The following is a 24,837-nucleotide window of genomic DNA, read 5'->3' on the forward strand; positions in this document are numbered from 1 at the left end:
CGTCGACACGCCCCCAGTGCGCCACAGACGGTGAAAACTCCCCGAATCAGGCACGATTGAAGCGGCGCTCTTGACGACTTCCGGAAGGCGACTCCTTGACACACCAGCTCATCCAGGCCTTCCGGCAGGTCGGCCGGACCGACCGTGCCCTGATGCGGCGCAGCGCCGCCCTGCCGGCGACAAGGGCCGACGACGCGCTGATGGCGCTGTCGAGATCGGCGAACAAGTCCCGCTTGTGGTGGGGGGTCGCCGCGGTGCTGGCCACGCGCAAGGGCACGCCTCGCCGCGCGGCGCTGCGAGGCGTCGTCGCGATCGCCGGGGCCAGCGCCGCCGCCAACCTGATCGGGAAGCCGCTGTTCCCCCGGCGCCGTCCGGCCGAGGAGGAGGTGCCCATGCACCGCCGCCTGCGGAAACGCCCGACGTCGTCCTCGTTCCCCTCTGGCCACTCGGCCTCGGCCGCGGCCTTCGTGACGGCGGTGGCGATGGAGTCGCCGCGCGCCGGTCTCGCGGTGGCCCCCCTCGCGCTCGCCGTCGCCTACTCACGCGTCCACACCGGCGTCCACTGGCCCTCCGACGTCGGGGTCGGCCTGGGCATCGGGGTCGGCGTGGGCCTGGCGACCCGGCACTGGTGGCCGCTGCACGACGACGTCCCGGCCCGCACCGCCCACGACGCGGACGCGCCCGAGATGGTCGACGGCGACGACATGCTCGTGCTGGTCAACCCGAAGTCCGGCATCGACGGCCAGGACCCGACCGAGGACGCCCGGCACGCCTGGCCCAAGGCCGAGATCATCAACCCGGACCCCGGCCAGGACCTGATCGCCCAGCTCGAGAGCGAGATCGACGCCCGCGGGACGGTCCGTGCGCTCGGCGTCGCGGGCGGTGACGGCACCGTGGCCGCGGTCGCCGCGGTCGCCGCGGAGCGCGACCTGCCGCTGGCGCTGATCCCGGCGGGCACGCTCAACCACTTCGCCCGCGACGTGGGTGTCAGCTCCATGGTCGACGCGGACGAGGCGACCGAGATCGGCAACGCCGTCGGCATCGACCTCGGCGAAGTCGAGATCAAGGAGGCGGACGGCGACACGGCGCACCGCTGGTTCGTCAACACCGCCAGCCTCGGCGGCTACCCGGAGATGGTCCGGCTGCGCGAGAAGCTGCAGGAAAAGCACCCCAAGTGGCCCTCGGCCGCGATCGCGCTGACCCGGACGCTGCGGCACGCCAAGCCGCTGACCGTGCGCCTCAACGGCAAGCTCACCCAGGTCTGGCTGCTGTTCGTCGGCAACGGCACGTACGCCCCGAAGGGCTTTGCGCCCAGCCGGCGGCCCGCGCTCGACACCGGTCTGCTCGACGTGCGCTACCTGCGCGCCGACCTGCCTTACTCGCGAGCCCGGTTCCTGCTGGCGATGGTCACCCGCAGCCTCGCGGCCAGCCACGTCTACCAGGAGCTCGACGTGGCGGAGCTGGACGTCGAGCTGCTGGACGGGCACCGGCGCGTCGCCACCGACGGCGAGGTCGGCCCGCTCGGCAACCGGTTCCGCTTCCGGTCCCGGCCCAGCGCCCTCACCATCTACCGACTTTAATCTTTCTTTACTTTTTCTCAACAAACCCACAGCCGCCCCTGGCTAGCGTCTTGATCGAGATGCGGGCAACCCTGCCCGCATCTCGGCGACGAACGGGGTGGGATGGATCTGGCGAGCGTGGTGCACCGGGCCGCCACCGACCCCGTGCTGCCCGGTGACGTCACCGCCCGCGCCCGGGACCTCGGGCCGCTGGAGTCGCCGTTCATCTGGCTCGGCCTCGCCTCGGCCGCCGTCGCCGTCCTCGCCGTGGTCGTCGCGCTCGCGCACCGGCGGCGGGTGCGGCGCTGGGGACTCACAGCGTTCGGCGTCCTCCTGCTGCTCGCGGCGGTCACTGCCCTGAACAGCTACGTCGGGTACGTGCGCACCTCCGACGACCTGGCCCGCCTGCTGCAGCGCGGCCCCGGGGTCGCCAACCTCGCCGGCCGCCTGCTCGACGACGGCAAGGAAGCGCCCTCCGCACCGCACGCCTCAGGGGGCACCGCGGCCGCCGGGCAGCGGATCGACGTCCTGAGCCTGCCCGACCCCGCGCACGGGGTGCCGTCGGGCAGCAACTACGTCGTCCTGCCGCCCGGGTACGCCGCCGACACCGCCCGCCGCTACCCGGTCGTCTACCTGATCCACGGGTACCCGTTCGGCGGCCCACGCGACTGGCTGACCTCGGGTGACGCGCCCGGCACGCTGCTCGCGCTGCAGCAGGCCGGCGTCATCGCGCCGATGATCGTGGTGAGCGTCGACCTGACCGCGGGCAACCCGGCCACGGACTGGGAGTGCCTCGACGTGCCGGGCGGTCCGCAGCTGGAGACCTACCTCGCAAAAACGGTCGTCCCGGCGGTCGACCAGCGCTACCGCACCCTCGCCGACCGCGGCCACCGGGCGCTGGGCGGCATGTCCGGCGGCGGCTTCGGGGCCCTCAACATCGGCCTCCACCACGTCGACGAGTTCGCCACCCTGCTGATCGCCCTGCCGTACGACGACCTCAACGACTCCGTCGGCGTCCTGAACGGCGACCGGGCCGCGATCGCGGCCAACACCCCGCGCCGCTACCTGCCCACGATGAAGTTCTCCGCGCCGATCTCGGTGATGCTGGCCGTCGGCACCGGCGCGCCCACCGACGTCACGACGGCCCACCGGATCGCCGACGCCCTGCGTGCCCGCGGCCAGAACGCCGTGGTGCACGCCGAACGCGGGTTCAACCACACCTGGCACACCGCCCGGGCGACCCTGCCGTACCTGCTCGCGTTCGCCGACCAGGACTTCCGGGCCTCCCCCGCGACCTCCTGAAACCCGGTTGTGCCGTCCGGGACCCTGAGACATGGACCTCCCGACGCACTACGCCACCGGCCCCGCCGAAGCCGACCGGCTCACCCGCACCCCGCACGGCCGCCTCGAGTACCTGCGCACCCAGGAGCTGCTCCGGCGCTTCTTGCCCGGCCACGAACGGGTTCTCGACGTCGGGGGCGGCACCGGGGTCCACGCGGCCTGGCTCGCCGCCGACGGACATCGCGTCCACCTCGTCGATGTGGTCCCGGCCCACGTCGACCAGGCGGCGGCGCTCCCCGGCGTCACCGCCGCGGCCGGCGACGCGCGTGACCTCGAAGCGGCCGACGCCACCTACGACGTCGTCCTGCTGTTCGGCCCGCTCTACCACCTCGTCGACGCCGAGGACCGCGCTCGTGCGCTGGCCGAGGCCCGGCGCGTGCTGCGCCCGGGCGGCCTGCTCGCGGCGGCCGGGATCAGCCGTTACCTCTCCCTGCTGGAGACCGGCGCCACCGGCACCCTCGGCCGCGTCGAACCGGTCCGCGCGGTCATCACCACCGGCGCGTACGACACCCACGTCGGTTTTGTCCCCACGCACTGGCACACAGCGGACGAACTCCGCGACGAAGTCGCCGAAGCGGGTTTCACCGGCACCGCCGTCTTCGGCGTCGAAGGGCCTTCGTGGCCCGCGCTCGACACGGCCGGGCTCTCCCGGTTCGACGAACTCGCCGAATCCGCCCTGCGCGCCGCCCGGATCGTCGAGCGGGACCCGCACCTCGTCAACGCCAGCGCGCACCTGCTCGCCGTCGCCCACCGGCCCGCATGACAAAGGCGGGGGCGCGGTCACCGACCACGCCCCCGCCTTCACCAAGTGCTACTCGCCTTCCGGCTTCTCCTCCGGCTCGTCACCCTGCGGGTCCGGCACCGGCAGCAACGTGTCCAGCGCCGCGCCCGTCAGCCTGCGGAACGAGCGGCGGGGCCGGTCGCGGTCCAGGACCGCCACCTCGAGCTTGATCGGGTCGGCCTCGCCGTTCCCGTTCGCCGACGAAGACGACGACGCGGACGAAGACGACGAGGTGCCCGCCGACGAAGACGCCGTCGTCGACGGCTGGGCCGGCGTACGCAGGGCCGCCACGGCCACGCCCAGGGCTGCCTGCAGGTCCAGGCCGTCCTCGAACGTCTCCTTCAGCTTCGCCGCGATCTTCTCGTTCTGGCCGCCCATCACGATGTACTGCGGCTCGTCGAAGATGGACCCGTCGTAGGTCAGCCGGTACAGCTGGTCCTCCGCCGCGCTCGCGCCGACCTCCGCCACGCAGACCTCCACCTCGAACGGCTTCAGCTGCTCGGTGAAGATGCTGCCCAGCGTCGCCGCGTAGGCGTTCGCCAGCGCCCGGGCGCTGACGTCACGACGGTCGTACTGGTAGCCCTTGAGGTCCGCGTGCCGGATGCCGGCCACGCGCAGGTTCTCGAACTCGCTGTAGCGCCCGACCGCGGCGAACCCGATGCGGTCGTAGATCTCGGAAACCTTGTGCAGGGTCGCCGACGGGTTCTCCGCCACGAACAGCACGCCGCCCGCGTACTTCAGCACCACCACGCTCCGGCCGCGCGCGATGCCCTTGCGCGCCAGCTCGGAACGCTCCCGCATCAGCTGCTCGGGAGAGGCATACAACGGCATCGTCACGGTGTGCGCTCCACGTCTTCCGGTGTTGCAACGTTCATAGGTTCAGGCCCCGCGTCAGGAGAGCCGGCTCTGCTGGCGCTCGATCCGCCCGGCCACCACGGCCTCCGCGACCGCCGCCGTCTCCGACTCCGGCAGCTGCACGGCGCCGTGCTCCGCGGTGATCGTCACGACGCTCGGAAAGATCCGGCGCACCAGGTCCGGGCCGCCCGAAGCGGTGTCGTCGTCCGCCGCGTCGTACAGCGCCTCGACCGCCACCCGCACCGCGCCTTCGACGTCGGCGTCCGGGTCGTGCAGCTTCTTCAGCGCCGACTTCGCGAACAGCGAACCCGAGCCGATGCCCGCGTAACCGCCGTTCTCCTCGTACCGGCCGCCCGCGGCGTCGTACGAGACGATCCGGCCCGCGTGCTTGGCGTCCTCGGCCTCCAGGTCGTACCCGACGAACAGCGGGATCGCGGCCAGCCCGGCCATCGCCATCTCGAGGTTGGCCTTGACCATCCCGGCCAGCTTGTTCGTCTTGCCGTCCAGCGACAGCGAAACGCCCTCGATCTTCTCGTAGTGCGCGAGCTCCACCGCGTACAGCCGCACCATCTCCACGGCCAGCCCGGCCGTGCCCGCGATGCCGACCGCCGAATACTCGTCGGTCACGTGGACCTTTTCGATGTCGCGGCTCGCGATCAGGTTGCCCGACGTCGCCCGCCGGTCACCCGCGATCAGCACACCGCCCGCGAACGTCAGCGCGACGATCGTCGTGCCGTGCGGCACGCCGAGGTCACCGGCGCCGTTGCCCACCCGTCGCTCCGGAAGCAGCTCCGGCGCCTGTACCCGCAAGAAGTCCGAAAACGACGACGTCGCCGACGAGAAGTACGCGGCCGGCAGCGCGGGACCCGAGATGCCCCTGGTGTTGTCCATACGTGCTCAAAAATCCCATCTGTGCGGGCCGCGACCCCACGCCCGGCGACCCGGCCCACCCGGACCACGGTCACCACCACGCAGGGCCCCGGCCGCCGGCTGAACGGTCGGCAAGGGCGCGGACGCCCCGAGCGGCTACTCGCCGCCCTTCTGCACGTAGGCCCGGACGAAGTCCTCGGCGTTCTCTTCGAGCACGTCGTCGATCTCGTCGAGGATCGTGTCCACGTCCTCGCCGAGCTTCTCGCGCCGCTCCTGACCCGCCGCGCCGGTGTCGTCGAACTCCTCGTCGGAGTCGCCGCCGCCGTGCTTTTCGATCTTTTCCTGGGCCATCTCGCCTCCCGGTGTGGCTGATGTTTCCTAGCCTACCCAGCGGCCCCGACATTCGGGGTCACGCCGCCATCGCTGGTGCGTCCCGCCTAGTCCGAACCGGTGAGCGCCTCCACCAGGTCTTCGGCCGTCGCCGACTCGTCCAGCAGCTTGCCGACGTGCGCCTTCGTCCCCCGCAACGGCTCCAGGGTCGGGATCCGGACCAGGGACTCCTTGCCGACGTCGAAGATGACCGAATCCCACGACGCCGCCGCGATCGAGGTCGCGTACTTCTCCAGCGCCCGGCCCCGGAAGTAGGCCCGCGTGTCCGACGGCGGGGTCGTGACCGCGGCCAGCACCTCTTCCTCCGTCACCAGCCGCTTCATCGACCCGCGCGTGACCAGCCGGTTGTACAGGCCCTTCGCCAGGCGCACGTCCGAGTACTGCAGGTCGACCAGCCGCAGCCGCGGCGCGCCCCAGGCCAGGCTGTCGCGCTGCCGGTAGCCCTCGAGCAGCCGCAGCTTCGCCGGCCAGTCCAGCCGGTCCGCGCACTCCTGCGGGTCGCGCGCCAGCGCGTCCAGCACCTCGCCCCAGACCCGCAGGACCTCCTTGGACGCCTGGTCGGCGTCCGTGCGGTCCAGGTTCTGGGAGACGATCTCGTGGTAGGCGAACTGCAGGTCCAGCCCGGTGTACTTGCGGCCGTTCGCCAGCGCGACCTTCGCCTTCAGCGTCGGGTCGTGGCTGATCTGGTGCACCGCGCGCACCGGCTCGTCCAGCTTCAGGTCGTCGAACCGGATGCCGGACTCGATCAGGTCCAGGATCAGCGCCGTCGTCCCGACCTTCAGGTAGGTCGAGTACTCCGACATGTTCGCGTCACCGATGATGACGTGCAGCCGGCGGTACTTGTCCGCGTCCGCGTGCGGCTCGTCGCGGGTGTTGATGATCCCGCGCTTCAGCGTGGTCTCCAGGCCGACCTCGACCTCGATGTAGTCCGCACGCTGGGAGAGCTGGAACCCGGCCTCCTCGCTCTGCTGGCCGATCCCGACCCGGCCCGAGCCGGTCACCACCTGCCGCGACACGAAGAACGGCGTCAGCCCGGCGATGATCGCGGTGAACGGCGTCGAGCGCGCGCACAGGTAGTTCTCGTGCGTGCCGTAGCTGGCGCCCTTGCCGTCGACGTTGTTCTTGTACAGCTGCAGCTGGGGCTGGCCGGGCACGGACGCCGCCTTGAGCGCGGCCTCCTCCATCACCCGTTCGCCGGCCTTGTCCCAGATGACCGCGTCGCGCGCGTTCGTCACCTCGGGCGCCGAGTACTCCGGGTGCGCGTGGTCGACGTACAGCCGCGCGCCGTTGGTCAGGATGACGTTCGCCGCGCCCAGGTCCTCGACGTCGGGGTCGTGCCCTGGCCCGCCGGGGCCGGTCAGGTCGAACCCGCGCGCGTCCCGCAGCGGGGACTCCACCTCGTAGTCCCACCGCGCGCGCCGGGCGCGCGGGATGTCCGCCGCCGCCGCGTAGGCCAGCACGACCTGGGTCGAGGTGAGTACCGGGTTCGCCGTCGCGTCGCCCGGCACGGAGATGCCGTACTCGACTTCGGTTCCCATGATCCGCCGCATGTCCACCACCCTACGGGGTCGCCCTAGTGGAACGATGCACCCATGCCAGGCAGTGACGAACTCGTTGCCCTCTATGACCAGGCCGGCTCCGAAGTGGGCACGACCACCCGGTCCCGGGTCCGCGCGGAGGGTCTGTGGCACGCCGCTGGCGTCGTGCTGGTCCGTTCGGGTGACGGAAGCGCGGTCTACGTGCACCTGCGCACGCCGGGGAAGGACGTGTTCCCGTCCACCTGGGACTGCTGGGCCGGCGGGGTGGTCGCGGCCGGCGAGTCACCGGCCGCGTGCGCCCGCCGCGAACTGGCCGAAGAGCTCGGCGTCCACGGGGTGGAACCCGTTCCGCTGTTCACCAAGGTCTACGACGACGGCCGCAACCGCTGTCACAACTTCGCCTTCGAGGTCCGCTGGGACGGCCCGATCCACCACCAGGCCGAAGAGATCGTCGAAGGCCGCTGGATCCCGCTCGAAGAGCTGCGCGCCTGGATCGACGACCCGGCGCCGGAACTGCCCTTCATCCCCGACGGCCGCGAAGGCGTCCAGGAGTGGTTCCGCCGCTACGGCTGAGCCGTCAGCTTCGCGGCCATTGCGGGCAGCAGCCGCTTCGCCGCGTCGATCGCGCGCGCCGCGGTGCTCGCCGACACGGTCAGCCCGGACACCAGCGTTCCCTTGGCCAGCAACACCGTGCACGTCTTGCCCTCGCACCAGGCGCGCCGGCGCTCGACCCCCGGCTGGGCCGGCACGTCCACCGGCTCCCCGGTGCACACCGTCTTCGCCACGACGTCCGCGCCCGGCTGGTCCGGGTAGACGGCGACCCGGTGCCGCAGCTCCGATCCGCTCGGGTAGCGCCAGCTCGCGGTCCGGCTGGCGACCGACGTCTCCTCGGAGAGGCATCCCGACGCCGCGCCCGACCCGGGCTGCACCCCTTCTTCCGCGACGTCCGCGTCGGTCAGCAGCGCCCGCTCGGCGAGCAGCCCGGCGTCCGGCGCCGCCGGCGTCACCGGAGCCGTCCTCGCGGCGGGGGCCGGGGCTGCCGTCGTGGGCGGGGCCGCGGTGGCTGTGGGAGCCGGTTCGTCGTAGTACGTCTCGAGGTTGTTCGGGTCGGGTCCGTCGCAGCCGGTCAGGCCGACCAACGCGACCGCGGCCAAGGCAACCACCTGGCGATGACGCACCTGCTCCGGCCTCCCGTTGTCCGTCCGTGCCTGCGAAGGGTAGTGCAGCCCGTCAGTGCCACCCCAAAGAGGACCGGTGCCGCCAGTACTCCCCTGCATCCTCCGCCAGCCCGGCGAGCGCCGCTTCCTCGTCCGTGCTCAGGGAAAGCGTGGCGGCGGCCAGGTTCGCGGCCAGCTGGGCCGGGCTCGCCGGCCCGATGACGGCGGTGTCGGCCCAGCCCTGCGCGAGCACAGCGGCCACGGCGACCGCGTCCGGCCCGGTCCCGTGCGCCCCGGCGATGTCGGCCACGACCCGCGGTGCTTCGACGGCGAGCCGGCCGTTGGCCAGGGTTTCCTTGACCAGCACCCGGTTCCCGGCCGCGTGCGCCGCGGCCAGCGCGGGCCCGGCGGACGGCTCGAGGACGTTCCAGGTGGACTGCACGGCCGAAAACACCGGCCGCCCGGCCACTTCCAGCCCGAACGCCCGCTCGATCGCCGCCGCCTGCGCCGGCCCGGACGTCGAGAACCCGACCGCGACGCCGTTCGCCGAAAGCTCGGCCAGCGCCTCGAGCAACGGCTCGTCGCCGAACAGCGGACTGTCCACAGTGAGCGAATGGACCTGGTAGAGGCTCACCCGATCCCCCAGCAGCGCCAGGGTTTCCGCCCACTGCGCGGCGAACCGCGCGGCCGAGTGCTCCTTCACCTCGTGCACTTCGGCGTCGAGGCGCCAGCCGCCGACGTAGGCGTAACCCCACTTGCTCGAGACGACGACGTCGGTGTGCCCGCGCTCGTCGAGCCAGCCGGCGAGGAACTCCTCCGAAAGCCCGTAGGACCGGGCGACGTCGACCCGCCGGACACCGGCGCCGTAGGCGTCGTCGAGGACCGTGAACGTCGCGGCCCGCATCGACTCGACGTCGCGCACCCGCGGCAGCGCGTCGTCACGGCCGAGGTTGATGTAGGCGGGGCGGCCGAGCGCCGCCAACCCGAGGGCGACGCGGTTCACGCCGTCTGCTTGTGCCGGAGGATGGCGAGCCACTGACCGGAGTTCTGGGCCTGCCGGTGGAGCTTCTCGAGCCGCGCCGCCGGGGCCCGGACGTACCCCTTGCCGAAGACCGGGGCGATCTGACGGAGGCTCGCGCCGCCTTCGCGGGCGGCGAGCAGCGCCCAGTCGGACGCGTCGGCGCAGGCCGCGGAAGCGCGGCGGAGCTCGCCCAGGATGTCGATGAGGTCCTGGGCGGGGACCTCCCCCGCCTCGACGGCGGCGGCGGTCGTCTCCAGCCAGGCCAGGACGTCGGACTCGGTGATGGGCGCGCGGGGCCGCCGGCTTTCTTCGCTCACAGCCGGTGAGTATAGGTCGTTATACGTCGATATACTCGGTGGCAGCCATGACGACACGCGCCGAATCCCAGCCGGAGGTCGAGCAGCTGCTCGACGTCTTCAAGGCGCTCGCGAACCCGGTGCGGCTGCAGGTACTGCAGTGGCTGCGGGAGCCCGCGAAGCACTTTCCGGTGGAGCGGGCCATCGCCGACCCGGTCGAGGTCGGGGTCTGCGTGAGCCACATCCAGGAGAAGACGGGGCTCGCGCAGTCGACGGTGTCGGCGTACATGGCCGAGCTGCAGCGCGCCGGCCTGGTGCGTGCGACCCGCGTCGGCAAGTGGACGCACTACAAGCGCGACGAAGCCCGGATTGCCTCGCTCGTCGCCGTGCTGGGCCGCCTTCTCTGACCACTCCCCTCCTCTGTCTCTCGGTCCGCCCGTTGACTCATATCGTAAATCTGCGATACTTCGATGTATGAACAAGCCGCGGCTCGGCCGCTACGGGATCTGGACGTTCGACTTCGAGGATCAGCCGGCGAGCCTGATCCGGGACTCCGTGCAGGAGCTGGAAGGACTCGGCTGGCCGGCCGTCTGGATCCCGGAGAGCACCGGCCGGGAAGCCTTGACCCACGCCGGGTTCCTGCTGTCGGTCACCGAGCGCCTCGCCGTCGTGAACGGGATCGCGCAGATCTGGTCGCGCGGACCGCGCTGGACCCACGGCGCGGCCCTGCTGCTGGCCGACGCGTACCCGGACCGCCACCTGCTCGGACTGGGCTTCGGCGGCGGGCAAGCCGACGCGAAGCCCCTTCAGGCGATGAACGACTACCTCGACGAGCTGGACGCCGTCACGAGTCCCAACCCCGAGCCGCGGACGCCGATCCGGCGGCTGCTCGCCGCGTACGGCCCGAAGATGCTGGAGCTGGCCCGGGACCGGTCGGCGGGCGCGCACACCTACCACGTGACCCCGGAGCACACCGCCCAGGCGCGGGAGATCCTGGGCGCCGAGTCGTTCCTCGGCGTCGAGCACGCCGTCCTCTTCGAGACGGACGCGGCCAAGGCGCGGGAGGTCGCCCGCGGCCACCTGCACCGGTACCTCACCTCGCCGTACAACGTCGCGAAGTTCCGGCGGCTCGGCTACACCGAGGCGGACATCGACGGCGGCCGCGGCAGCGACCGGCTCGTGGACGACCTGGTGTTCTGGGGTGACGTCGACACGATCACCGGCAAGCTGCACGCCCACCTCGACGCGGGCGCCGACCACGTGGGCGTCCAGGTCATCGGCGTCGCGCCGGGCACCTCGGCCATGCCGCAGTGGCGGCGGCTGACCGAGGCGCTGCTACCGGCCGGGGCCGTCGCGTAAGCCGAACCGCGCGGTGCAGTGCCAGACGCGCTTGAGGACCTGGGGATCGTGCCGGCCGGCACGCACGGCTTCGCCGACGACCCGCGCGTCGAGCCAGCCGTCCTCGGCGATCTCCACGCCGGCGCGGACGACGTCTTCACCGCGAAAGTCGGCGTGTTCGGCCAGCAGCGCGGTCGAGAGCCGGAACCCGTGGTGCCAGTACGCCGGGAACGGCAGGGCGGCGGCCGCCGCTTCGACGTCGGTGCCCCGGAACGCCGGGTCCAGCACCAGCGCCTCGACGTCGTTCGCGAGCACGAGCGGACCGTGGACGTGGGCTTCGATGTGGTCGTCGAGCTCGTCCTGGTGGTCGGCTTCGGCGAGCGGCAGCAGCGGCAGGTGCGCCGCCGTGCCGAAGGCTTCGGGCTCGGCGAAGCTGTCCGGGTAGCAGAACGTCGTCCGCCGCAGCACTTCCCGCTTCAGCCGCAGGTGCGAGGAGCCGAACCGGACGGACCCGCCCGCCGGGCGGCGGCGGTAGTTGAGCGAGCCGTACTTCGGCCGGGCCGACGGCGGCAGGGCGTCGTAGACGCCGCCGAAGATGCGGTGCTCCCAGCGCCGGCGGTCGCCGCCGGGGTACGCCGTCAAGCCGCCGTTGCTCGTGCCGGTCTCGAACTGCGAGCGGTAGACGCCGTCGGTGGCCCAGTGCCGCAGCAGCGGCACCTCCCCCACGAGCCGGTCCGGGTGGAAGTGGACGGTGACGTCCAGGTCCTCCGGCAGCGGCGGGCCCTCGACCCGGTCCGCGACGTGCCGGACGGCTCGTGCCCACGCTTCTTCTCCGGTCCCCCTGGCCATGCGCCTCAGCCTACCCGGGGGTATAGGTCGTTATACACCCAGAACGACGTCCGAAAACCGCTGGCTCCACGGGTGGTCCGCCAGCTTGACTGCGGCCATGCGGTTAGGCGGGTTCGGGGTCACGGTGCGGTTCGCGCTGCTGGCCGTCGTGTGGGGTGCGAGCTTCCTGTTCATCAAGGTCGGGCTCGGCGGGCTCTCCCCCGCCCAGGTCGCCCTGGCCCGCGTCGCGCTGGGCGCGCTGGCGCTGGGCTTCGTGCTGGGCGTGCGCCGGCGGCCGCTCCCCCGGGATCCCGTGCTGTGGGGCCATCTCGCGGTCGTGTCGGTGCTGCTCTGCGTGGTGCCGTTCCTGCTGTTCTCGTGGGCGGAACAGTACATTTCGTCCGGTTTGGCCAGCATCTTCAACGCGACGACACCGCTGATCACGATGCTGCTCGCCGCCGCGGCGCTGCCCGAGGAGCGGTTCACGCCGCCGCGGGTGCTCGGCCTGCTGCTCGGTTTCCTCGGGGTGCTCACGATCGTCGGCGTGTGGCAGGGCGTCGACGTCTCCCACCAGCTGACCGCGCAGCTCGCCTGCCTCGGCGCCACCACGTGTTACGGCGCGTGTTTCGTCTACATGCGCCGGTTCGTCTCGCCCCGCGGGGTGGATCCGGTGGTCGTCGCGTTCGGGCAGACCGGCTCCGCGACGGTCATCCTCGCCCTGCTGGCCCCGGCGATCGCCGCCACGCCGGTCCACCTCGACCTGGCGGTGGTGGCGAGCATGCTCGCGCTCGGGGTCTTCGGCACCGGCATCGCCTATGCCTGGAACGTCCGGATCATCGCGGCCTGGGGCGCCGCCAACGCCTCCGCGGTGACCTACCTCACACCGATTGTCGGCGTGCTCCTCGGTGTGGTCGTGCTGGGCGAGCCGGTGAGCTGGAACCAGCCCGCCGGCGCGGTGCTCGTGGTGCTGGGCATCCTCGCCGCGCACGGCCGCCTGCGCCGGGCGGCGAAACCGGTGCCCGAAGCCGAACTGGTCCGGGACTAGGAACGCCGATGGGGCGGTCGCCACGGCGACCGCCCCATCGTGCGCTGCGAACTACAGGTACTGACCGGTGTTCGTGGCGGTGTCGATCGCCCGCCCCGAGTCCTGGTTCTTGCCGGTGACGAGCGTGCGGATGTAGACGATCCGCTCGCCCTTCTTGCCGGAGATCCGGGCCCAGTCGTCCGGGTTGGTGGTGTTGGGCAGGTCCTCGTTCTCCGCGAACTCGTCGACGATCGCGTCCAGCAGGTGCTGCACGCGCAGGCCGGGCTGGTTGGTCTCCAGCACCGACTTGATGGCCGACTTCTTCGCCCGGTCCACGATGTTCTGGATCATCGCGCCCGAGTTGAAGTCACGGAAGTACAGGACCTCCTTGTCCCCGTTGGCGTAGGTCACCTCGAGGAACCGGTTCTCGTCGCTCTCCTCGTACATGCGCTCGACCGTGTGCTGGATCATCGCGTCGAACGTCGCCTTCGAGTCCCCGCCGAACTCGGCGAGGTCGTCGGCGTGGATCGGCAGACCCTCGGCCAGGTACTTGGAGAAGATGTCCTTCGCGCCTTCGGCGTCCGGACGCTCGATCTTGATCTTGACGTCGAGCCGGCCCGGCCGCAGGATCGCCGGGTCGATCATGTCTTCGCGGTTGGAGGCGCCGATGACGATGACGTTCTCCAGGCCTTCGACACCGTCGATCTCCGACAGCAGCTGGGGCACGATCGTGGTCTCCACGTCGGACGAGACGCCCGAGCCACGGGTCCGGAAGATCGAGTCCATCTCGTCGAAGAACACGATCACCGGGGTGCCCTCGGAGGCCTTCTCCCGCGCCCGCTGGAAGATCAGGCGGATGTGCCGCTCAGTCTCCCCGACGAACTTGTTGAGCAGCTCGGGACCCTTGATGTTCAGGAAGTAGGACTTCCCGTCCTCGTTGTCGCCCCGCGCCGCCGCCACCTTCTTGGCCAGCGAGTTCGCCACCGCCTTGGCGATGAGCGTCTTGCCGCAGCCCGGGGGGCCGTAGAGCAGGACGCCCTTGGGCGGGCGCAGCTGGTACTCCTGGTACAGGTCGGCGTGCAGGAACGGCAGCTCGACCGCGTCCCTGATCTGCTCGATCTGCCGGGTGAGGCCACCGATGTCCTCGTAGCGGACGTCGGGCACCTCCTCCAGCACCAGGTCTTCGACCTCCGCCTTCGGCACGCGCTCGTACGCGTAGCCGGCCTTGGAGTCGACCAGCAGCGAGTCGCCCGGCTTGAGCGGCTGCTCGGCCAGCAGATCGGAGAGCAGGACCACCCGCTCCTCGTCCGCGTGCCCGACCACCAGCGCCCGCGGGCTCGCGCCCTCGGAGTCCGGTGCGAGCACCTCACGCAGCGCGCACACCTCGCCGGTGCGCTCGAAACCGCCGCCCTCGACCACGGTGAGCGCCTCGTTGAGCCGCAGCGCCTGGCCGCGACGCAGCGAAGAGACCTCGACCGCGGGCGAAACCGACACCCGCATCTTGCGGCCCGCCGTGAAGACGTCCACCGTGTTGTCCTCGTACGCCTCCACGAAGACGCCGTACCCGGACGGTGGCTGGGCCAGCCGGTCGACCTCCTCGCGCAGCGCGAGGAGCTGTCCCCGGGCTTCACGCAGGGTTTCGACCAGTTTGGTGTTCCGCTCGGTGAGCTGGCTCACCCTTTCCGAGGCCTCGGCGAGTCGTTGTTCGAGAACTCGGTTCTGCCGTGGCGAGTCGGTCAGTTTGCGGCGCAGCAGCGCCACTTCCTCCTCGAGAAAACGGATCTGCCGAGCCTGCTCGTCCGCCGTCGTCCCAGCTCCGGATGTTGCTGAAGGGTCGGCCTCCTCGCGCCGACCTCCGGGAAGGTCATGATGCATCGGGCACCTCCTCGGAGTGCTTTTCATTCCACGGTACCGGCGATCACCGACAAGAAAAGGCCTTTCCGGATCACAAGATCGGCGCGTCGCGGTTTCAGCACCTCGTCCAGCACGGACATTCCCGCAGCACAAGGGGCCATTTGTGTGCCGTGGCCCTGGCGTGTCGCGGGGTCATCCGGGGCTGGACGAAGCAAGCACGTCGGGAGTACCCAGCCCTTGACGGCCCCAATCGCGGCGCAGCGGGGCGACTCGGGCCAGTTCCGCCCTAACCGCGCGGCGGGCACGCCCGGTGGCTAGCATCGGGCCGACGCCGGCCGCCCCATGGCCGGCCTCTCCGAAGGACGCTAGGGGGCACCACCCATGACCTACCCGCCGCAGCAACCGGGCGGCTACGGCCAGCAGCCCGGCGGCTACGGGCAGCAGCCCGGGCCCTACGGACAGCCCCAGCCGGGCGGCTACCCCCAGAGCGGACAACAGCCGCAACCCGGCTACGGCGGCACCCAGCAGTTCGGGCAGCCGGACCCCTACGGCCAGCCCCAGCAGTACGGGCAGCAGGATCCCTACGGCCAGCCCCAGCAGGGCGGTTACCCGCCCCAGACCGGCGCTGGGCCCCAGCAGGGCTATCCCCAGTACGGGCAGCAGGACCAGTGGGGCCAGCAGCAGGGCTTCGGCGGCTACGACCCGTACGGGGGCGGCGGCTTCGGTGACGCGCCCCCGCCCAAGAAGAAGAAAACCGGGCTCATCGTCGGCATCGCGGCCGCCGCGGTGATCCTCGTCGGCGGCGGTGTGACCTGGTTCGTCCTGGCGAACGGCGACGACAACAACACTGCCGCGCCGCCCGCGAGCAGCAGCTCCCAGGCCCCGACGTCCGCACCGAAGACGTCCACCCCGAAGAGCAAGAGCAGCTCGCCGACCAGCCCCTCGACGAAGAGCACGAAGCCCGTCGGCGGGCCCGCCCCCGGCGGGAAGCCCAGCTCCCAGGAACTGTTCGACTCCGTCGCCGCCGCCTACAATGCCAAGAGCGCCGAGGACCTCGACGCGGCCATCTGCCGCAGCGTCCACAAGGACGGCGCCGTCGGCGAGGTCACCGGCGAGATCTCGCTCAAGCTGGACGGCGCGCCCCAGGACACCGGCACCTCGTCCACTGTGCACTGGACCAACAGCGTGAACGGCCAGACGGCCAAGGGTGTCTTCACCGGCAAGAACGAAGCCGGGCTGTGGTGCCTCTTGGACGTCAAAAAGGACCCGAAGTGACCGTCCAGCGGTGAACCGCGTGCTGGCCGCCGGGCTGGTGCTGATCGGCGTGGCCGGCGCGGGGGTGGTGCTGGGGCTGCTGCTCGTCGCGCCGTCGGGCTCCGCACCCGCGCCGTCGGGCAGCACCCCGCCGGCGACCCGCGCTTCGACGTCCACCGTGCCGAGCGCGGTGGACACGGCGGCGGTGAACGTGCTGGCCAAGGCGATCGTCAACGCGATCACCGCCCACGACTCCGCCGCCTTCGGCAAGCTGACCTGCCGGCCGCAGACCGCCGAGGCGCTGGCCGGCCTGCAGCGGACCTGGGACGCCGCCGGGCCGGTCACGGCGACACTGCGGCAGCTCCCCCAGGTCCGCGGCGAGTCCGCGACCGCGCTCGTGCACGTCGAAGCGGCGGGCGGCACGAAGGACACGCCGTTCCCGCTTCACAAGGAGAGCGGCCGCTGGTGCGTGCCGGGCTGACTCAGCCCTTGCCCTTGGCGGGACGCCGGGACACGCGCGGGGACACGGTGCCGTCCGCGAGCCGCCGGGCGGTGAGCAGGAACGCCGTGTGCGCGACCATCCGGTGGTCGGGGCGGACCGCCAAGCCCACCACGTGCCACGGGCGCATCAGCGTTTCCCACGATTCGGGCTCGGTCCAGCACTGCTGCTCGCGCAGCGACTCCGTGACGCGCGAAAGCTGCGTGACGGTCGCGACGTAGACCGTGAGCACGCCGCCCGGCACCAGGTGGGCGGCCACGTTCGGCAGCTGGTCCCACGGCGCCAGCATGTCCAGCACGACCCGGTCGACCTCGCCTTCGTGCGAGGCCAGGTCGGCGACGGTGAGCGACCAGTTGGCCGGCTTCTCGCCGAAGAACTTCACGACGTTGTGCTCGGCGTGCACGGCGTGGTCGTCGCGGATCTCGTAGGAGTGCACGCTCCCGGCCGGGCCCACCGCGCGCAGCAGCGAGCACGTCAGGGCGCCGGAGCCGGCGCCCGCCTCGAGCACGCGCGCGCCCGGGAAGATGTCGCCCCACATCACGATCTGCGCGGCGTCCTTCGGGTAGATCACCTGCGCGCCGCGCGGCATCGAAAGCACGTAGTCGGGCAGAAGCGGGCGCAGCGCGAGGTAGGTCGACCCGCCCGCGGAGGTGACGACCGACCCCTCGGGACGGCCGATCAGGTCGTCGTGGGCCAGGCCGCCGCGGTGGGTGTGGTACTCACCGCCGTCGGCCAGCGTCAGGGTGTAGTGCCGCCCCTTCGAGTCGGTCAACTGCACCCGATCACCCGCGCGAAACGGTCCGCTGACCGACAACACTTCCTCCAGTACCCCGAATGGCCGACGACAGATCTTCGCAGGCCGCCCGGGCCGGGAACGCAGCGGGTCTCAGCCCCGGCGGGCGCGGCGGTTCAGCGCGGCGCGCAGGTCGTCGCGGCGCAGCACGCCCGCCGGGCGGCCTTCGTCGTCGACCACGAGGAACTGCCACGCCGGGGTCTCGCGGACCCGCTCGACGATGTCCTCCCCCGGCTCCGAGGCCAGCAGCACGGTCTCGGCGCGGATCGGCTCGGCCGCCAGCTCAGCCGGCGCGTGCGGGGACGAGCCCGCGAGCCGTTCCGCCGCGCCTTCGTCCAGCAGACCGGCGGCGACGCCGTCGGCGCGCACCAGCACCACACCCCGGCCCGCCGACGCGGCCAGCGCGTCCGAGACCGGGCTTTCGGCGGGCAGCTGCAGCACCGGCCGGACCAGCTCGCCCAGGACGAGGCCCTCCGGCCAACCGCGGCGCCGTTCGGCGGCCAGCTCCGAGCGGGCGCCGAGGATGACGAACCACGCCGTGACGACGCAGACGCCCAGCCGCAGCCAGCGGTCCGGGCTCGCCGTCGCCAGGCCCCACAGCGCCCACACGAGCAGTCCGGCGGCCACCACGGCGCCGCCGGCGACCGCGGCGCGTGTGCCCTTCGCGCGGATGCCGGTGGCCGCCCAGACGCCGGCGCGGACCAGCCGGCCGCCGTCCAGCGGCAGGCCGGGAAGCAGGTTGAACACGCCGACCGCGAGGTTCGCCACCGCGCACTCGGCGACCAGCAGCCAGACGGCGCCGTCCGGCGGCACGGCGAACATCAGCAGGCCGCAGAACCCGCCGAGCAGCAGCGACACCGCCGGGCCGGCCGCGGCGACGAGTCCTTCGTCACCCGGCCGCTTCGGTGTGCGGGCCACTTCGGACAGACCACCGAGGAGGAACAGGCGCAGCCGCCGGACCGGGATCCCCAGCCGCAGCGCGACCAGGCAGTGGCCGAGCTCGTGCAGCAGCACCGACAGCCCCAGCAGCAGCGCGAACGCGCCGGCCAGCAGCCACGACGTCGCCGCCGAGGCGTCCGGGAGCAGCCGCCCGACCAGCGGCGCGTACAGGACCACGACGATCAGCGACCCGATCCACCAGGACGGCGCGAGCAGCACTGGCACCCCGGCGACCCGGAACAGCACGAGACCGCCGTCCGGGCGGACGGCCTGCCGGGCGCCCCCGGTGCCCTGTTCACTGGTCGCGGCCATGCCGGAGAGCCTAGAGCCCCCGGTGTGGGTCCCGGGTGATCCGGCCCCGGCCGCAACCGGGTCGTGTCACGGCTCACCCCACGCCACCCCGACGGCCAGCGCCCGAAGGCCACATTGGGTGCGTTAGACGCACCGAAGGCCACCTTGGGTGCGTTAGACGCACCGAAGGCCACATTGGGGCGTTCGCCGTCGGGGGTGGCTCGGGCGTTGCGGTCGCCGGAACTGTCGTACCCCGGCGTTACGCTCTGCCCATGCCCGACGCCGACACCGTCACCACGGATCCCCCCGCCGCTTTCGCCGTCGCCACCCAGGTGCGGCGGCGGCCCGCGTTGTCGCCGTCCCGGGCCAGCGACTTCAAGCAGTGCCCGCTGCTCTACCGGTTCCGCGCGGTCGACCGGCTGCCGGAGGTCCCGACGAAGGCGCAGCTGCGCGGCACGCTCGTCCACTCTGTGCTGGAGCGGCTCTTCGCGCTGCCCGCCGCCGAGCGCGTGCCCGCGCAGGCGCGGGAGCTGCTGGGTCCGGCGTGGACGGAGCTGTCCGCGGACCGTCCGGAGTGGACGGAGCTGTTCGACGGCGAGAAGCCGGACGAGCACGCGGACTGGTTGCGCTCGGCGGAAAAACTGCTGGACGCCTACTTCGGGCTGGAGGACCCGCGGCGGCTCGAACCGGAGGCGTGCGAGCTGCACGTCGAGATCGAGCTCGGCTCCGGGGTGCTGCTGCGCGGCTACATCGACCGCGTCGACGTCGCGCCGACCGGCGAGATCCGGGTCGTCGACTACAAGACCGGCGCCGCGCCTCGCGAAATCGGCGAAGCCAAGGCGATGTTCCAGATGAAGTTCTACGCCGTGGTGCTGTGGCGGCTGCGCGGGATCGTGCCGCGGCAGCTGAAGCTGATGTACCTCACCGACGGCCAGTCGCTCGCCTACACGCCGGACGAAGCCGAGCTGATTCGCTTCGAACGCACGCTGGAAGCCATCTGGCAGGCCATCCTCAAGGCGGGCAAGACCGGCGACTTCCGGCCGAACAAGAGCAAGCTGTGCAACTGGTGCGACCACCAGGCGCACTGCCCCGAGTACGGCGGCACCCCGCCGGAGTACCCGGGCTGGCCGGAGCCCGACGCGGGCGACGAGACGCCGCTGGACCGGGCCGACTGATGGCCGACGCGTTCTACGTCCCCCTCGGCGGTGACCGCTTCGCCGCGACCGCCCACACGGCCGGACCCTGGTCTTCCGACTCGCAGCACTTCGGCCCGCCTTCGGCGTTGCTGGTGCGCGCTCTCGAAAACGTCGAACCCGCCCACCCGGCGCAGCTCGCGCGCGTGACCGTCGAGATCCTCGGCCCGGCGCCGGTCGCCGAGCTCACGGTGCGGGCACGCGTGGAGCGGCCCGGCCGGTCGGTGGAGCTACTCCAGGCGGAGCTGGCGAGCGCGGAAAGGGTTGTCGCGCGAGCGTCCGCCTGGCGCCTCGCGACGTCGGACACCGCCGAGGTCGCCACCGACGCCGGCCCGCTGCTGCCCACGCCGGACAGCGTCACCGAGTCGCCGTGGCCCGAGGGCTGGCAGGCCGGCTACCTCGACGCGGTCGAGTGGCGCGCCGTCCGCGGCGGCATGGACGTGCCCGGCCCGGCGGCGGTCTGGGCCCGCCCGCGCGTCCCGCTGGTCGACGGCGAGGAGCCGAGCGGGCTGCAGCGGCTGTTCACCGTCGCCGACTCCGGCAACGGCGTGTCCAACTTCCTCGACCCGCGCCGGTGGTGGTTCATCAACTCCGAGCTGACCGTGCACCTGCGGCGGCCGCCGTCGGGCGAGTGGATCGGCCTCGACGCCGTCACGCTGGTCGGGGCGGCCGGCATCGGCACGGCGACGAGCATCCTGCACGACGCCGGCGGCCCGGTCGCCACCGGCGCGCAGGCCCTGCTGGTCCGGCCGCGACAGGCCGGGGGCGGATAGCCACCCAGAACGGGCCCGCATCCAATAACCTTCGCGGAACGACCGACATGAGGAGCGCTCCGGCATGCAGATCACCTCGGTGGTCAACCAGAAGGGCGGGGTCGGCAAGACCTCGCTGAGCGTCGGCACCGCGGCCGCACTGGCCGAACAGGGCCGGCGGGTGCTGCTGGTCGACCTCGACCCGCAGGGCCACGCGACGACCGAAATGCTCGGGTTGTCCGAAGTGCCGGCGGACCGGCCCAGCCTGGCCAAGGCGCTGGCGAAGACGTGGAAGGGCCCGATCGAAGAGCTCGTCGTCCCGCACCCGCGCAGCAACCTCGGCAAGGGCGGCGCGCTCGACGTCGTGCCGACCTCACCGGGGATGTTCGACCTGATCCGGCGGCTCGACTCGTTCCGCGTGCCCGGCTGGCAGCTGGCGCGGGTCATCCAGTTCGCGAACTACGACCACTGCGTCATCGACTGCCCGCCCGCGCTGGACGTGCTGACGAACAACGCGCTGGCGGCGTCGCACGGGATACTGGTCCCGGTCCAGCCGGACAAGACGAGCATCCGCGCGCTGCGGCTGCTGGCCGACCAGGTCCGGTACGTCGAGCAGACGGTCGGGCGGCAGCCGCTGTCGTGGTTCGGCCTGGTGCCGAGCCTCTACCGGCGCCCGATCTCGCACTACGCGGCCGCGGCGCTGCAGGAGATGTACGAGTTCGGCATCCCGATGCTCTCGCACCTGCCGCTGGGCGTGGTGATGAACGAAGCAGCGGCCCACGGCGTCCCGGTCACGACCTACGCGCCGGAAACCCTGCAGGCGCTGTCGTTCCGCGAGATCGCCGGGATCCTGGACAGCTACCTGGAGCAGAACCAGGCGCCCGCGGTGGTGCCCGCCGACGAGGAGTTCGTCTTCGAGGACTTCATCTCCGAGGTGGCGGTGGCGCGCAACGTCAACGACAACGGCGCCCGCAAGGGGCTTTACGACCTGCTGCCGAAGAAGCCGAACCGCCCCCGGTCGTGAGGTCCGCCCGGACCCCACGACCGGCGCGGGTCAGAGGCGGCAGGAGCGGATGTCGGAGGCCAGGATCGCCTTCGCACCCACTTCGGCGAGCTCGTCCATCACACGGTTGACGTCCTTGCGTGACACCATCGCGCGCACCGCGACCCAGTCGTCGTCGGCCAGCGGGGCGACCGTCGGCGACTCCAGGCCGGGTGTGATGGCGATGGCGCGCTCGACGAGCGTGCGCGGGCAGTCGTAGTCCAGCATCAGGTACTGCTGGGCGAAGACGACCCCGCGCAGGCGCGCCGCCAGCTGCGACTTCGCCTTGCTCTGCTCGGTGCCCTTCCGCTGCAGCAGCACGGCTTCCGACACGCAGATCGGGTCGCCGAAGGCCACGAGGTTGTTCTGCCGCAGCGACCGGCCGGACTCGACGACGTCGGCGATCGCGTCCGCGACCCCGAGCTGGATCGAGATCTCGACCGCGCCGTCGAGGCGGATCACCTCGGCGGTGACGCCGTGGCGCGCGAGGTCGTCCCGCACCAGCCGCGGGTACGACGTCGCGAGCCGCTTGCCCTGCAGGTCGGCCGGCTTCCAGTCCTGGCCCGCCGGGGCGGCGTAGCGGAACGTCGAGCCGCCGAAGCCGAGCGCCTGGAGCTCCTCGACCGGGGCGCCCGAGTCGAGGGCGAGGTCGCGGCCGGTGATGCCGAGGTCGAGGTCACCGGACCCGACGTAGATCGCGATGTCCTTGGGGCGCAGGAAGAAGAACTCGACCTCGTTGACCGGGTCGAGCACGGTCAGGTCGCGCTGCTCATGCCGCTTCCGGTAGCCCGCCTCGCCGAGCATCTCCGTCGCCGCGGCGGCGAGGGCTCCCTTGTTCGGCACGGCAACACGCAGCATTTCGCTTCTCTCCTCGTATCTTCGAGCGACCCGTCACAGGTAGCGGTAGACGTCCTCGGTCGACAGACCGCGGCCGAGCATCAGCACCTGCAGCCGGTACAGCAGCTGGGAGATCTCCTCGGCGAGGCGCTCGTCGGACTCGTGCTCGGCGGCGATCCACACCTCGCCCGCTTCCTCGAGCACCTTCTTGCCCTGGGCGTGCACCCCGGCGTCCAGGGCGGCGACGGTGCCGGACCCGTCGGGACGGGTACGCGCGCGCTCGGCAAGCTCCGCGAACAGCTCATCGAAGGTCTTCACGGTCTGCAGATCCTTCCATCCCGGACCGGCGAGCGCCGCCCCGGCCCGCCGCGGATGCCGCCGATCTCACACCGAAGTGGACAAGGCCTCCCGAGTACTGGGACGGCGTTCGAAGTCGAGGAGGTACTGCTTCCGCTCCAGCCCGCCGCCGTAGCCGGTCAGCGAACCGGTCGAGCCGATCACCCGGTGGCACGGGACGATGATCGAGATGGGGTTCTTGCCGTTGGCGAGGCCGACCGCCCGCGCGGCCGACGGCTTGCCGAGCAGCTGCGCCAGCTCGCCGTAGGACGCGGTTTCGCCGTAAGGGATCTCGAGCAGGGCGGCCCAGACCGAGCGCTGGAACGGCGTGCCGCGGAAGGTCAGCGGCAGGTCGAACGCCCGGCGCTGCCCCGCGAAGTACTCCCCGAGCTGGCGCTGGGCGCGGTCGAAGATCTCGGCGCCGGTGCTGGGTTCGCCGAACACCGTCTCGGCCGGGCGGTGGCGCTGCTGGTGCATGTACAGCCCGAGCAGGGCGCCGTCCTCGGCGACGAGGGTCAGCGGGCCGCAGGGGCTGTCCACGGCGAGGTGGGAAGGCATGGTTCTCCAGACGGGGTCAGGCGGCGGGCATCCGGTTGATCGCGTGGTCGCCGGTGGCCCACAGGTGCTGGGTGGCGTAGGCGCGCCACGGGCGCCACGCCTCGGACCGGGCGACGACGGCGGCCTGGCCGCCGAGGCCGAGCGCCTCCGCCGCGTACTTGATGCCGAGGTCGGTGGGCAGGAACGCGTCCGGGTCGCCGAGGGCGCGCATCGTGATGCTTTCGACCGTCCACGGCCCGAAGCCGGGCAACGCGGTCAGCGCGGCCCGCGTCTCGCCCCAGTCGCTGCCCGCGCCGAGGTCGAGCCCGCCGGTCAGGGCTTCGACGAGCGCCAGCAGCGTCCGGCGGCGGCTGCGGGGCATGGCCAGCGTCTCCGGGTCCAGCGAAGCCAACGCCTCGGGTGACGGGAACAGGTGGGTCAGGCCGCCTTCGGGGTCCTCGACCGGCTCGCCGTGCGCGACGACGAGCCTCGCCGCGTGCGTCCGCGCGGCCGCCGTCGACACCTGCTGGCCGAGCACCGCGCGGACGGCGAACTCGGCGCCGTCGACCGTGCGCGGGACCCGGCGGCCCGGCGCGGCTGCGACCAGCGGCGCCAGCAGCGGGTCGGTGGCCAGCTGCTCGTCCACGGCGACCGGGTCGGCGTCGAGGTCGAGCAGGCGGCGGCAGCGGCTGGTGGCCGAGGGGAGGTCCCGCAGGTCGGTCAGGCTGAGGCGGCAGGCCATGTAGCCGGCAGCGGGGTCCCCGGGCCGCAGCGCGACGACGCCGTGGCCGCGCGGCAGCCGCAGCGTCCGGCGGTAGGCGCCGTCCCGCCACTCCTCCACGCCCGGCACGCCGGTGGCCACGAGGTGCCCGAACAGGTTGTCCGGGCACAGCGGCTTCCGGTAGGGCAGCCGCAGGACGATCGACCCGGCCGCGGCCGAGGGCGTGCCCTTCGCGCGGCTGCGCAGCTCGGTGGGCGAGAGCGCGAACACCTCGCGGACGGTGTCGTTGAACGTCCGGATGCTGCCGAACCCGGCGGCCAGTGCCAGCTCGGTCATCGGCAGGGTGGTCGTCTCGATGAGGGTCCGCGCGGTCTGCGCCCGCTGGGCTCGCGCGAGCGCCAGCGGGCCGGCGCCCAGCTCGGCGAGCACCTGGCGCTCGACCTGCCGGACGCTGTAGCCGAGCCGGGCGGCCAGGCCGCGGACGCCTTCGGTGTCGACGACGCCGTCCGCGATCAGCCGCATCGCCCGCGCGACGAGGTCGGCGCGCTCGTTCCACAGCGGTGAGCCGGGGCTGGCGTCCGGGCGGCAGCGCTTGCACGCCCGGAAGCCGGCCTGCTGGGCCGCCGCGGCGCTCGGGTAGAAGCTCATGTTCCGCGGTTGGGGCGGCACCACCGGGCAGCTGGGCCGGCAGTAGATCCGGGTCGTCACGACCGCGGTGTAGAACCACCCGTCGAACCGGGCGTCCTTCGCCTGCACGGCCCGCACGCACCGCTCGAAGTCCTCGTGCACCC

27 protein-coding genes are annotated in these 24,837 nt (G+C 72.2%); 12 read left to right on the forward strand and 15 right to left on the reverse strand.

The features are described from left to right. Positions 1-152: 152 nt before the first annotated feature. From ACZ61C_RS10475 to ACZ61C_RS10485, 3 genes are all read left to right on the forward strand, one after another. Complete coding sequence (locus ACZ61C_RS10475) at positions 153-1,580, forward strand: phosphatase PAP2 family protein (RefSeq protein WP_465305631.1); 1,428 nt, start codon at positions 153-155, stop codon at positions 1,578-1,580. A 102-nt stretch (positions 1,581-1,682) separates the two neighbouring features. Then, positions 1,683-2,861, forward strand: a complete 1,179-nt coding sequence (locus tag ACZ61C_RS10480; RefSeq protein WP_465305107.1) for an alpha/beta hydrolase — start codon at positions 1,683-1,685, stop codon at positions 2,859-2,861. Positions 2,862-2,892: 31 nt separating this feature from the next. Next, complete coding sequence (locus ACZ61C_RS10485) at positions 2,893-3,663, forward strand: class I SAM-dependent methyltransferase (protein WP_465305109.1); 771 nt, start codon at positions 2,893-2,895, stop codon at positions 3,661-3,663. Between the two features lie 48 nt (positions 3,664-3,711). Here the strand turns inward: ACZ61C_RS10485 and prcA are convergent, their stop codons facing one another. The 4 genes from prcA to dop form a co-directional block, all read right to left on the reverse strand. After that, complete coding sequence (gene prcA, locus ACZ61C_RS10490) at positions 3,712-4,518, reverse strand: proteasome subunit alpha (RefSeq protein ID WP_465305111.1); 807 nt, start codon at positions 4,516-4,518, stop codon at positions 3,712-3,714. A 54-nt stretch (positions 4,519-4,572) separates the two neighbouring features. Further along, positions 4,573-5,427 carry a proteasome subunit beta gene (prcB, locus tag ACZ61C_RS10495; RefSeq protein WP_465305113.1) on the reverse strand — a complete coding sequence of 285 codons (855 nt, stop codon included), beginning with the start codon at positions 5,425-5,427 and terminating at the stop codon, positions 4,573-4,575. Between the two features lie 135 nt (positions 5,428-5,562). Beyond that, positions 5,563-5,757, reverse strand: coding sequence for a ubiquitin-like protein Pup (locus tag ACZ61C_RS10500; protein ID WP_013226725.1), 195 nt, complete (start codon positions 5,755-5,757; stop codon positions 5,563-5,565). A gap of 86 nt (positions 5,758-5,843) precedes the next feature. Further along, positions 5,844-7,346, reverse strand: coding sequence for a depupylase/deamidase Dop (dop, locus tag ACZ61C_RS10505; RefSeq protein ID WP_465305115.1), 1,503 nt, complete (start codon positions 7,344-7,346; stop codon positions 5,844-5,846). Positions 7,347-7,388: 42 nt separating this feature from the next. Between dop and ACZ61C_RS10510 the strand changes: the two genes are divergently transcribed. After that, positions 7,389-7,907, forward strand: coding sequence for an NUDIX domain-containing protein (locus tag ACZ61C_RS10510; protein ID WP_465305117.1), 519 nt, complete (start codon positions 7,389-7,391; stop codon positions 7,905-7,907). Here the strand turns inward: ACZ61C_RS10510 and ACZ61C_RS10515 are convergent. The 3 genes from ACZ61C_RS10515 to ACZ61C_RS10525 all read right to left on the reverse strand — a co-directional run bounded on the left by ACZ61C_RS10515 (position 7,898) and on the right by ACZ61C_RS10525 (position 9,829). Next, complete coding sequence (locus ACZ61C_RS10515) at positions 7,898-8,497, reverse strand: hypothetical protein (RefSeq protein ID WP_465305119.1); 600 nt, start codon at positions 8,495-8,497, stop codon at positions 7,898-7,900. The genes ACZ61C_RS10510 and ACZ61C_RS10515 overlap by 10 nt on opposite strands. Before the next feature lie 67 nt (positions 8,498-8,564). Further along, complete coding sequence (locus ACZ61C_RS10520) at positions 8,565-9,494, reverse strand: aldo/keto reductase (protein WP_465305121.1); 930 nt, start codon at positions 9,492-9,494, stop codon at positions 8,565-8,567. Continuing rightward, positions 9,491-9,829: a hypothetical protein gene (locus ACZ61C_RS10525; RefSeq protein WP_465305123.1), complete on the reverse strand. Its 339-nt coding sequence runs from the start codon at positions 9,827-9,829 to the stop codon at positions 9,491-9,493. The genes ACZ61C_RS10520 and ACZ61C_RS10525 overlap by 4 nt, the downstream gene beginning before the upstream one ends. Before the next feature lie 47 nt (positions 9,830-9,876). Here ACZ61C_RS10525 and ACZ61C_RS10530 point away from each other — a divergent pair, with 47 nt between their 5' ends. Together ACZ61C_RS10530 and ACZ61C_RS10535 are read left to right on the forward strand one after the other, a co-directional pair. After that, positions 9,877-10,215, forward strand: a complete 339-nt coding sequence (locus ACZ61C_RS10530; RefSeq protein ID WP_465305125.1) for an ArsR/SmtB family transcription factor — start codon at positions 9,877-9,879, stop codon at positions 10,213-10,215. 67 nt (positions 10,216-10,282) lie between these two features. After that, positions 10,283-11,167, forward strand: a complete 885-nt coding sequence (locus ACZ61C_RS10535; RefSeq protein ID WP_465305127.1) for a TIGR03620 family F420-dependent LLM class oxidoreductase — start codon at positions 10,283-10,285, stop codon at positions 11,165-11,167. On the opposite strand, the gene ACZ61C_RS10540 is transcribed toward ACZ61C_RS10535, so the two are convergent. After that, positions 11,144-11,995, reverse strand: coding sequence for a DUF3626 domain-containing protein (locus ACZ61C_RS10540; RefSeq protein WP_465305129.1), 852 nt, complete (start codon positions 11,993-11,995; stop codon positions 11,144-11,146). The two genes, ACZ61C_RS10535 and ACZ61C_RS10540, sit on opposite strands and share 24 nt — an antisense overlap. 97 nt (positions 11,996-12,092) lie before the next feature. On the opposite strand from ACZ61C_RS10540, the gene ACZ61C_RS10545 reads away from it, so the two are divergent. Then, positions 12,093-13,019: a DMT family transporter gene (locus tag ACZ61C_RS10545; protein WP_465305131.1), complete on the forward strand. Its 927-nt coding sequence runs from the start codon at positions 12,093-12,095 to the stop codon at positions 13,017-13,019. 51 nt (positions 13,020-13,070) lie between these two features. Here the strand turns inward: ACZ61C_RS10545 and arc are convergent, their stop codons facing one another. Next, the gene (arc, locus tag ACZ61C_RS10550; protein WP_465305133.1) at positions 13,071-14,873 is read right to left on the reverse strand and encodes a proteasome ATPase; all 1,803 of its coding nucleotides are present in this window, start codon (positions 14,871-14,873) and stop codon (positions 13,071-13,073) included. A gap of 360 nt (positions 14,874-15,233) precedes the next feature. On the opposite strand from arc, the gene ACZ61C_RS10555 reads away from it, so the two are divergent. Together ACZ61C_RS10555 and ACZ61C_RS10560 are read left to right on the forward strand one after the other, a co-directional pair. Continuing rightward, positions 15,234-16,127: a hypothetical protein gene (locus ACZ61C_RS10555; RefSeq protein ID WP_465305135.1), complete on the forward strand. Its 894-nt coding sequence runs from the start codon at positions 15,234-15,236 to the stop codon at positions 16,125-16,127. A gap of 10 nt (positions 16,128-16,137) precedes the next feature. Next, positions 16,138-16,587: a hypothetical protein gene (locus ACZ61C_RS10560; RefSeq protein ID WP_465305137.1), complete on the forward strand. Its 450-nt coding sequence runs from the start codon at positions 16,138-16,140 to the stop codon at positions 16,585-16,587. 1 nt (position 16,588) lies between these two features. Here ACZ61C_RS10560 and ACZ61C_RS10565 read toward each other — a convergent pair whose 3' ends face one another. Further along, on the reverse strand, positions 16,589-17,419 hold the full coding sequence (locus ACZ61C_RS10565) for a tRNA (adenine-N1)-methyltransferase (RefSeq protein ID WP_364622923.1): 831 nt from the start codon (positions 17,417-17,419) through the stop codon (positions 16,589-16,591). 72 nt (positions 17,420-17,491) lie between these two features. Then, positions 17,492-18,649: a site-2 protease family protein gene (locus tag ACZ61C_RS10570; RefSeq protein ID WP_465305139.1), complete on the reverse strand. Its 1,158-nt coding sequence runs from the start codon at positions 18,647-18,649 to the stop codon at positions 17,492-17,494. Between the two features lie 251 nt (positions 18,650-18,900). On the opposite strand from ACZ61C_RS10570, the gene ACZ61C_RS10575 reads away from it, so the two are divergent. The 3 genes from ACZ61C_RS10575 to ACZ61C_RS10585 all read left to right on the forward strand — a co-directional run bounded on the left by ACZ61C_RS10575 (position 18,901) and on the right by ACZ61C_RS10585 (position 21,597). Further along, complete coding sequence (locus ACZ61C_RS10575) at positions 18,901-19,803, forward strand: RecB family exonuclease (RefSeq protein ID WP_465305141.1); 903 nt, start codon at positions 18,901-18,903, stop codon at positions 19,801-19,803. Continuing rightward, on the forward strand, positions 19,803-20,594 hold the full coding sequence (locus ACZ61C_RS10580) for a thioesterase family protein (protein WP_465305143.1): 792 nt from the start codon (positions 19,803-19,805) through the stop codon (positions 20,592-20,594). Before ACZ61C_RS10575 ends, ACZ61C_RS10580 begins: the two co-directional genes overlap by 1 nt. A 64-nt stretch (positions 20,595-20,658) precedes the next feature. Beyond that, a complete protein-coding gene (locus ACZ61C_RS10585; protein ID WP_465305145.1) occupies positions 20,659-21,597 on the forward strand; it encodes a ParA family protein in 939 nt (312 codons plus the stop codon). Positions 21,598-21,627: 30 nt separating this feature from the next. On the opposite strand, the gene hisG is transcribed toward ACZ61C_RS10585, so the two are convergent. The 4 genes from hisG to ACZ61C_RS10605 form a co-directional block, all read right to left on the reverse strand. Continuing rightward, entirely contained in the window at positions 21,628-22,473 is an 846-nt protein-coding gene (gene hisG / locus ACZ61C_RS10590) for an ATP phosphoribosyltransferase (RefSeq protein WP_465305147.1), read from the reverse strand. Between the two features lie 33 nt (positions 22,474-22,506). Continuing rightward, positions 22,507-22,770, reverse strand: coding sequence for a phosphoribosyl-ATP diphosphatase (locus ACZ61C_RS10595; RefSeq protein WP_285996397.1), 264 nt, complete (start codon positions 22,768-22,770; stop codon positions 22,507-22,509). Positions 22,771-22,836: 66 nt separating this feature from the next. Beyond that, the gene (locus ACZ61C_RS10600; RefSeq protein ID WP_465305150.1) at positions 22,837-23,346 is read right to left on the reverse strand and encodes a methylated-DNA--[protein]-cysteine S-methyltransferase; all 510 of its coding nucleotides are present in this window, start codon (positions 23,344-23,346) and stop codon (positions 22,837-22,839) included. A gap of 16 nt (positions 23,347-23,362) precedes the next feature. Further along, positions 23,363-24,835, reverse strand: coding sequence for an AlkA N-terminal domain-containing protein (locus tag ACZ61C_RS10605; RefSeq protein WP_465305152.1), 1,473 nt, complete (start codon positions 24,833-24,835; stop codon positions 23,363-23,365). Between the last annotated feature and the right edge of the window lie 2 nt (positions 24,836-24,837).

The organism is Amycolatopsis sp. NPDC104587 (assembly GCF_055583645.1).

Coding starts and splice junctions, on each gene's coding strand:
- ACZ61C_RS10580 (WP_465305143.1), top strand. CDS start 19,803: ATGGCCGACGCGTTCTACGTCCCCCTCGGCGGTGACCGCTTCGCCGCG.
- ACZ61C_RS10575 (WP_465305141.1), top strand. CDS start 18,901: ATGCCCGACGCCGACACCGTCACCACGGATCCCCCCGCCGCTTTCGCC.
- hisG (WP_465305147.1), bottom strand. CDS start 22,473: ATGCTGCGTGTTGCCGTGCCGAACAAGGGAGCCCTCGCCGCCGCGGCG.
- ACZ61C_RS10485 (WP_465305109.1), top strand. CDS start 2,893: ATGGACCTCCCGACGCACTACGCCACCGGCCCCGCCGAAGCCGACCGG.
- ACZ61C_RS10500 (WP_013226725.1), bottom strand. CDS start 5,757: ATGGCCCAGGAAAAGATCGAAAAGCACGGCGGCGGCGACTCCGACGAG.
- ACZ61C_RS10480 (WP_465305107.1), top strand. CDS start 1,683: ATGGATCTGGCGAGCGTGGTGCACCGGGCCGCCACCGACCCCGTGCTG.
- prcB (WP_465305113.1), bottom strand. CDS start 5,427: ATGGACAACACCAGGGGCATCTCGGGTCCCGCGCTGCCGGCCGCGTAC.
- dop (WP_465305115.1), bottom strand. CDS start 7,346: ATGCGGCGGATCATGGGAACCGAAGTCGAGTACGGCATCTCCGTGCCG.
- ACZ61C_RS10540 (WP_465305129.1), bottom strand. CDS start 11,995: ATGGCCAGGGGGACCGGAGAAGAAGCGTGGGCACGAGCCGTCCGGCAC.
- ACZ61C_RS10570 (WP_465305139.1), bottom strand. CDS start 18,649: ATGGCCGCGACCAGTGAACAGGGCACCGGGGGCGCCCGGCAGGCCGTC.
- arc (WP_465305133.1), bottom strand. CDS start 14,873: ATGCATCATGACCTTCCCGGAGGTCGGCGCGAGGAGGCCGACCCTTCA.
- ACZ61C_RS10555 (WP_465305135.1), top strand. CDS start 15,234: ATGACCTACCCGCCGCAGCAACCGGGCGGCTACGGCCAGCAGCCCGGC.
- ACZ61C_RS10475 (WP_465305631.1), top strand. CDS start 153: ATGCGGCGCAGCGCCGCCCTGCCGGCGACAAGGGCCGACGACGCGCTG.
- ACZ61C_RS10510 (WP_465305117.1), top strand. CDS start 7,389: ATGCCAGGCAGTGACGAACTCGTTGCCCTCTATGACCAGGCCGGCTCC.
- ACZ61C_RS10585 (WP_465305145.1), top strand. CDS start 20,659: ATGCAGATCACCTCGGTGGTCAACCAGAAGGGCGGGGTCGGCAAGACC.
- ACZ61C_RS10545 (WP_465305131.1), top strand. CDS start 12,093: ATGCGGTTAGGCGGGTTCGGGGTCACGGTGCGGTTCGCGCTGCTGGCC.
- ACZ61C_RS10535 (WP_465305127.1), top strand. CDS start 10,283: ATGAACAAGCCGCGGCTCGGCCGCTACGGGATCTGGACGTTCGACTTC.
- ACZ61C_RS10600 (WP_465305150.1), bottom strand. CDS start 23,346: ATGCCTTCCCACCTCGCCGTGGACAGCCCCTGCGGCCCGCTGACCCTC.
- ACZ61C_RS10530 (WP_465305125.1), top strand. CDS start 9,877: ATGACGACACGCGCCGAATCCCAGCCGGAGGTCGAGCAGCTGCTCGAC.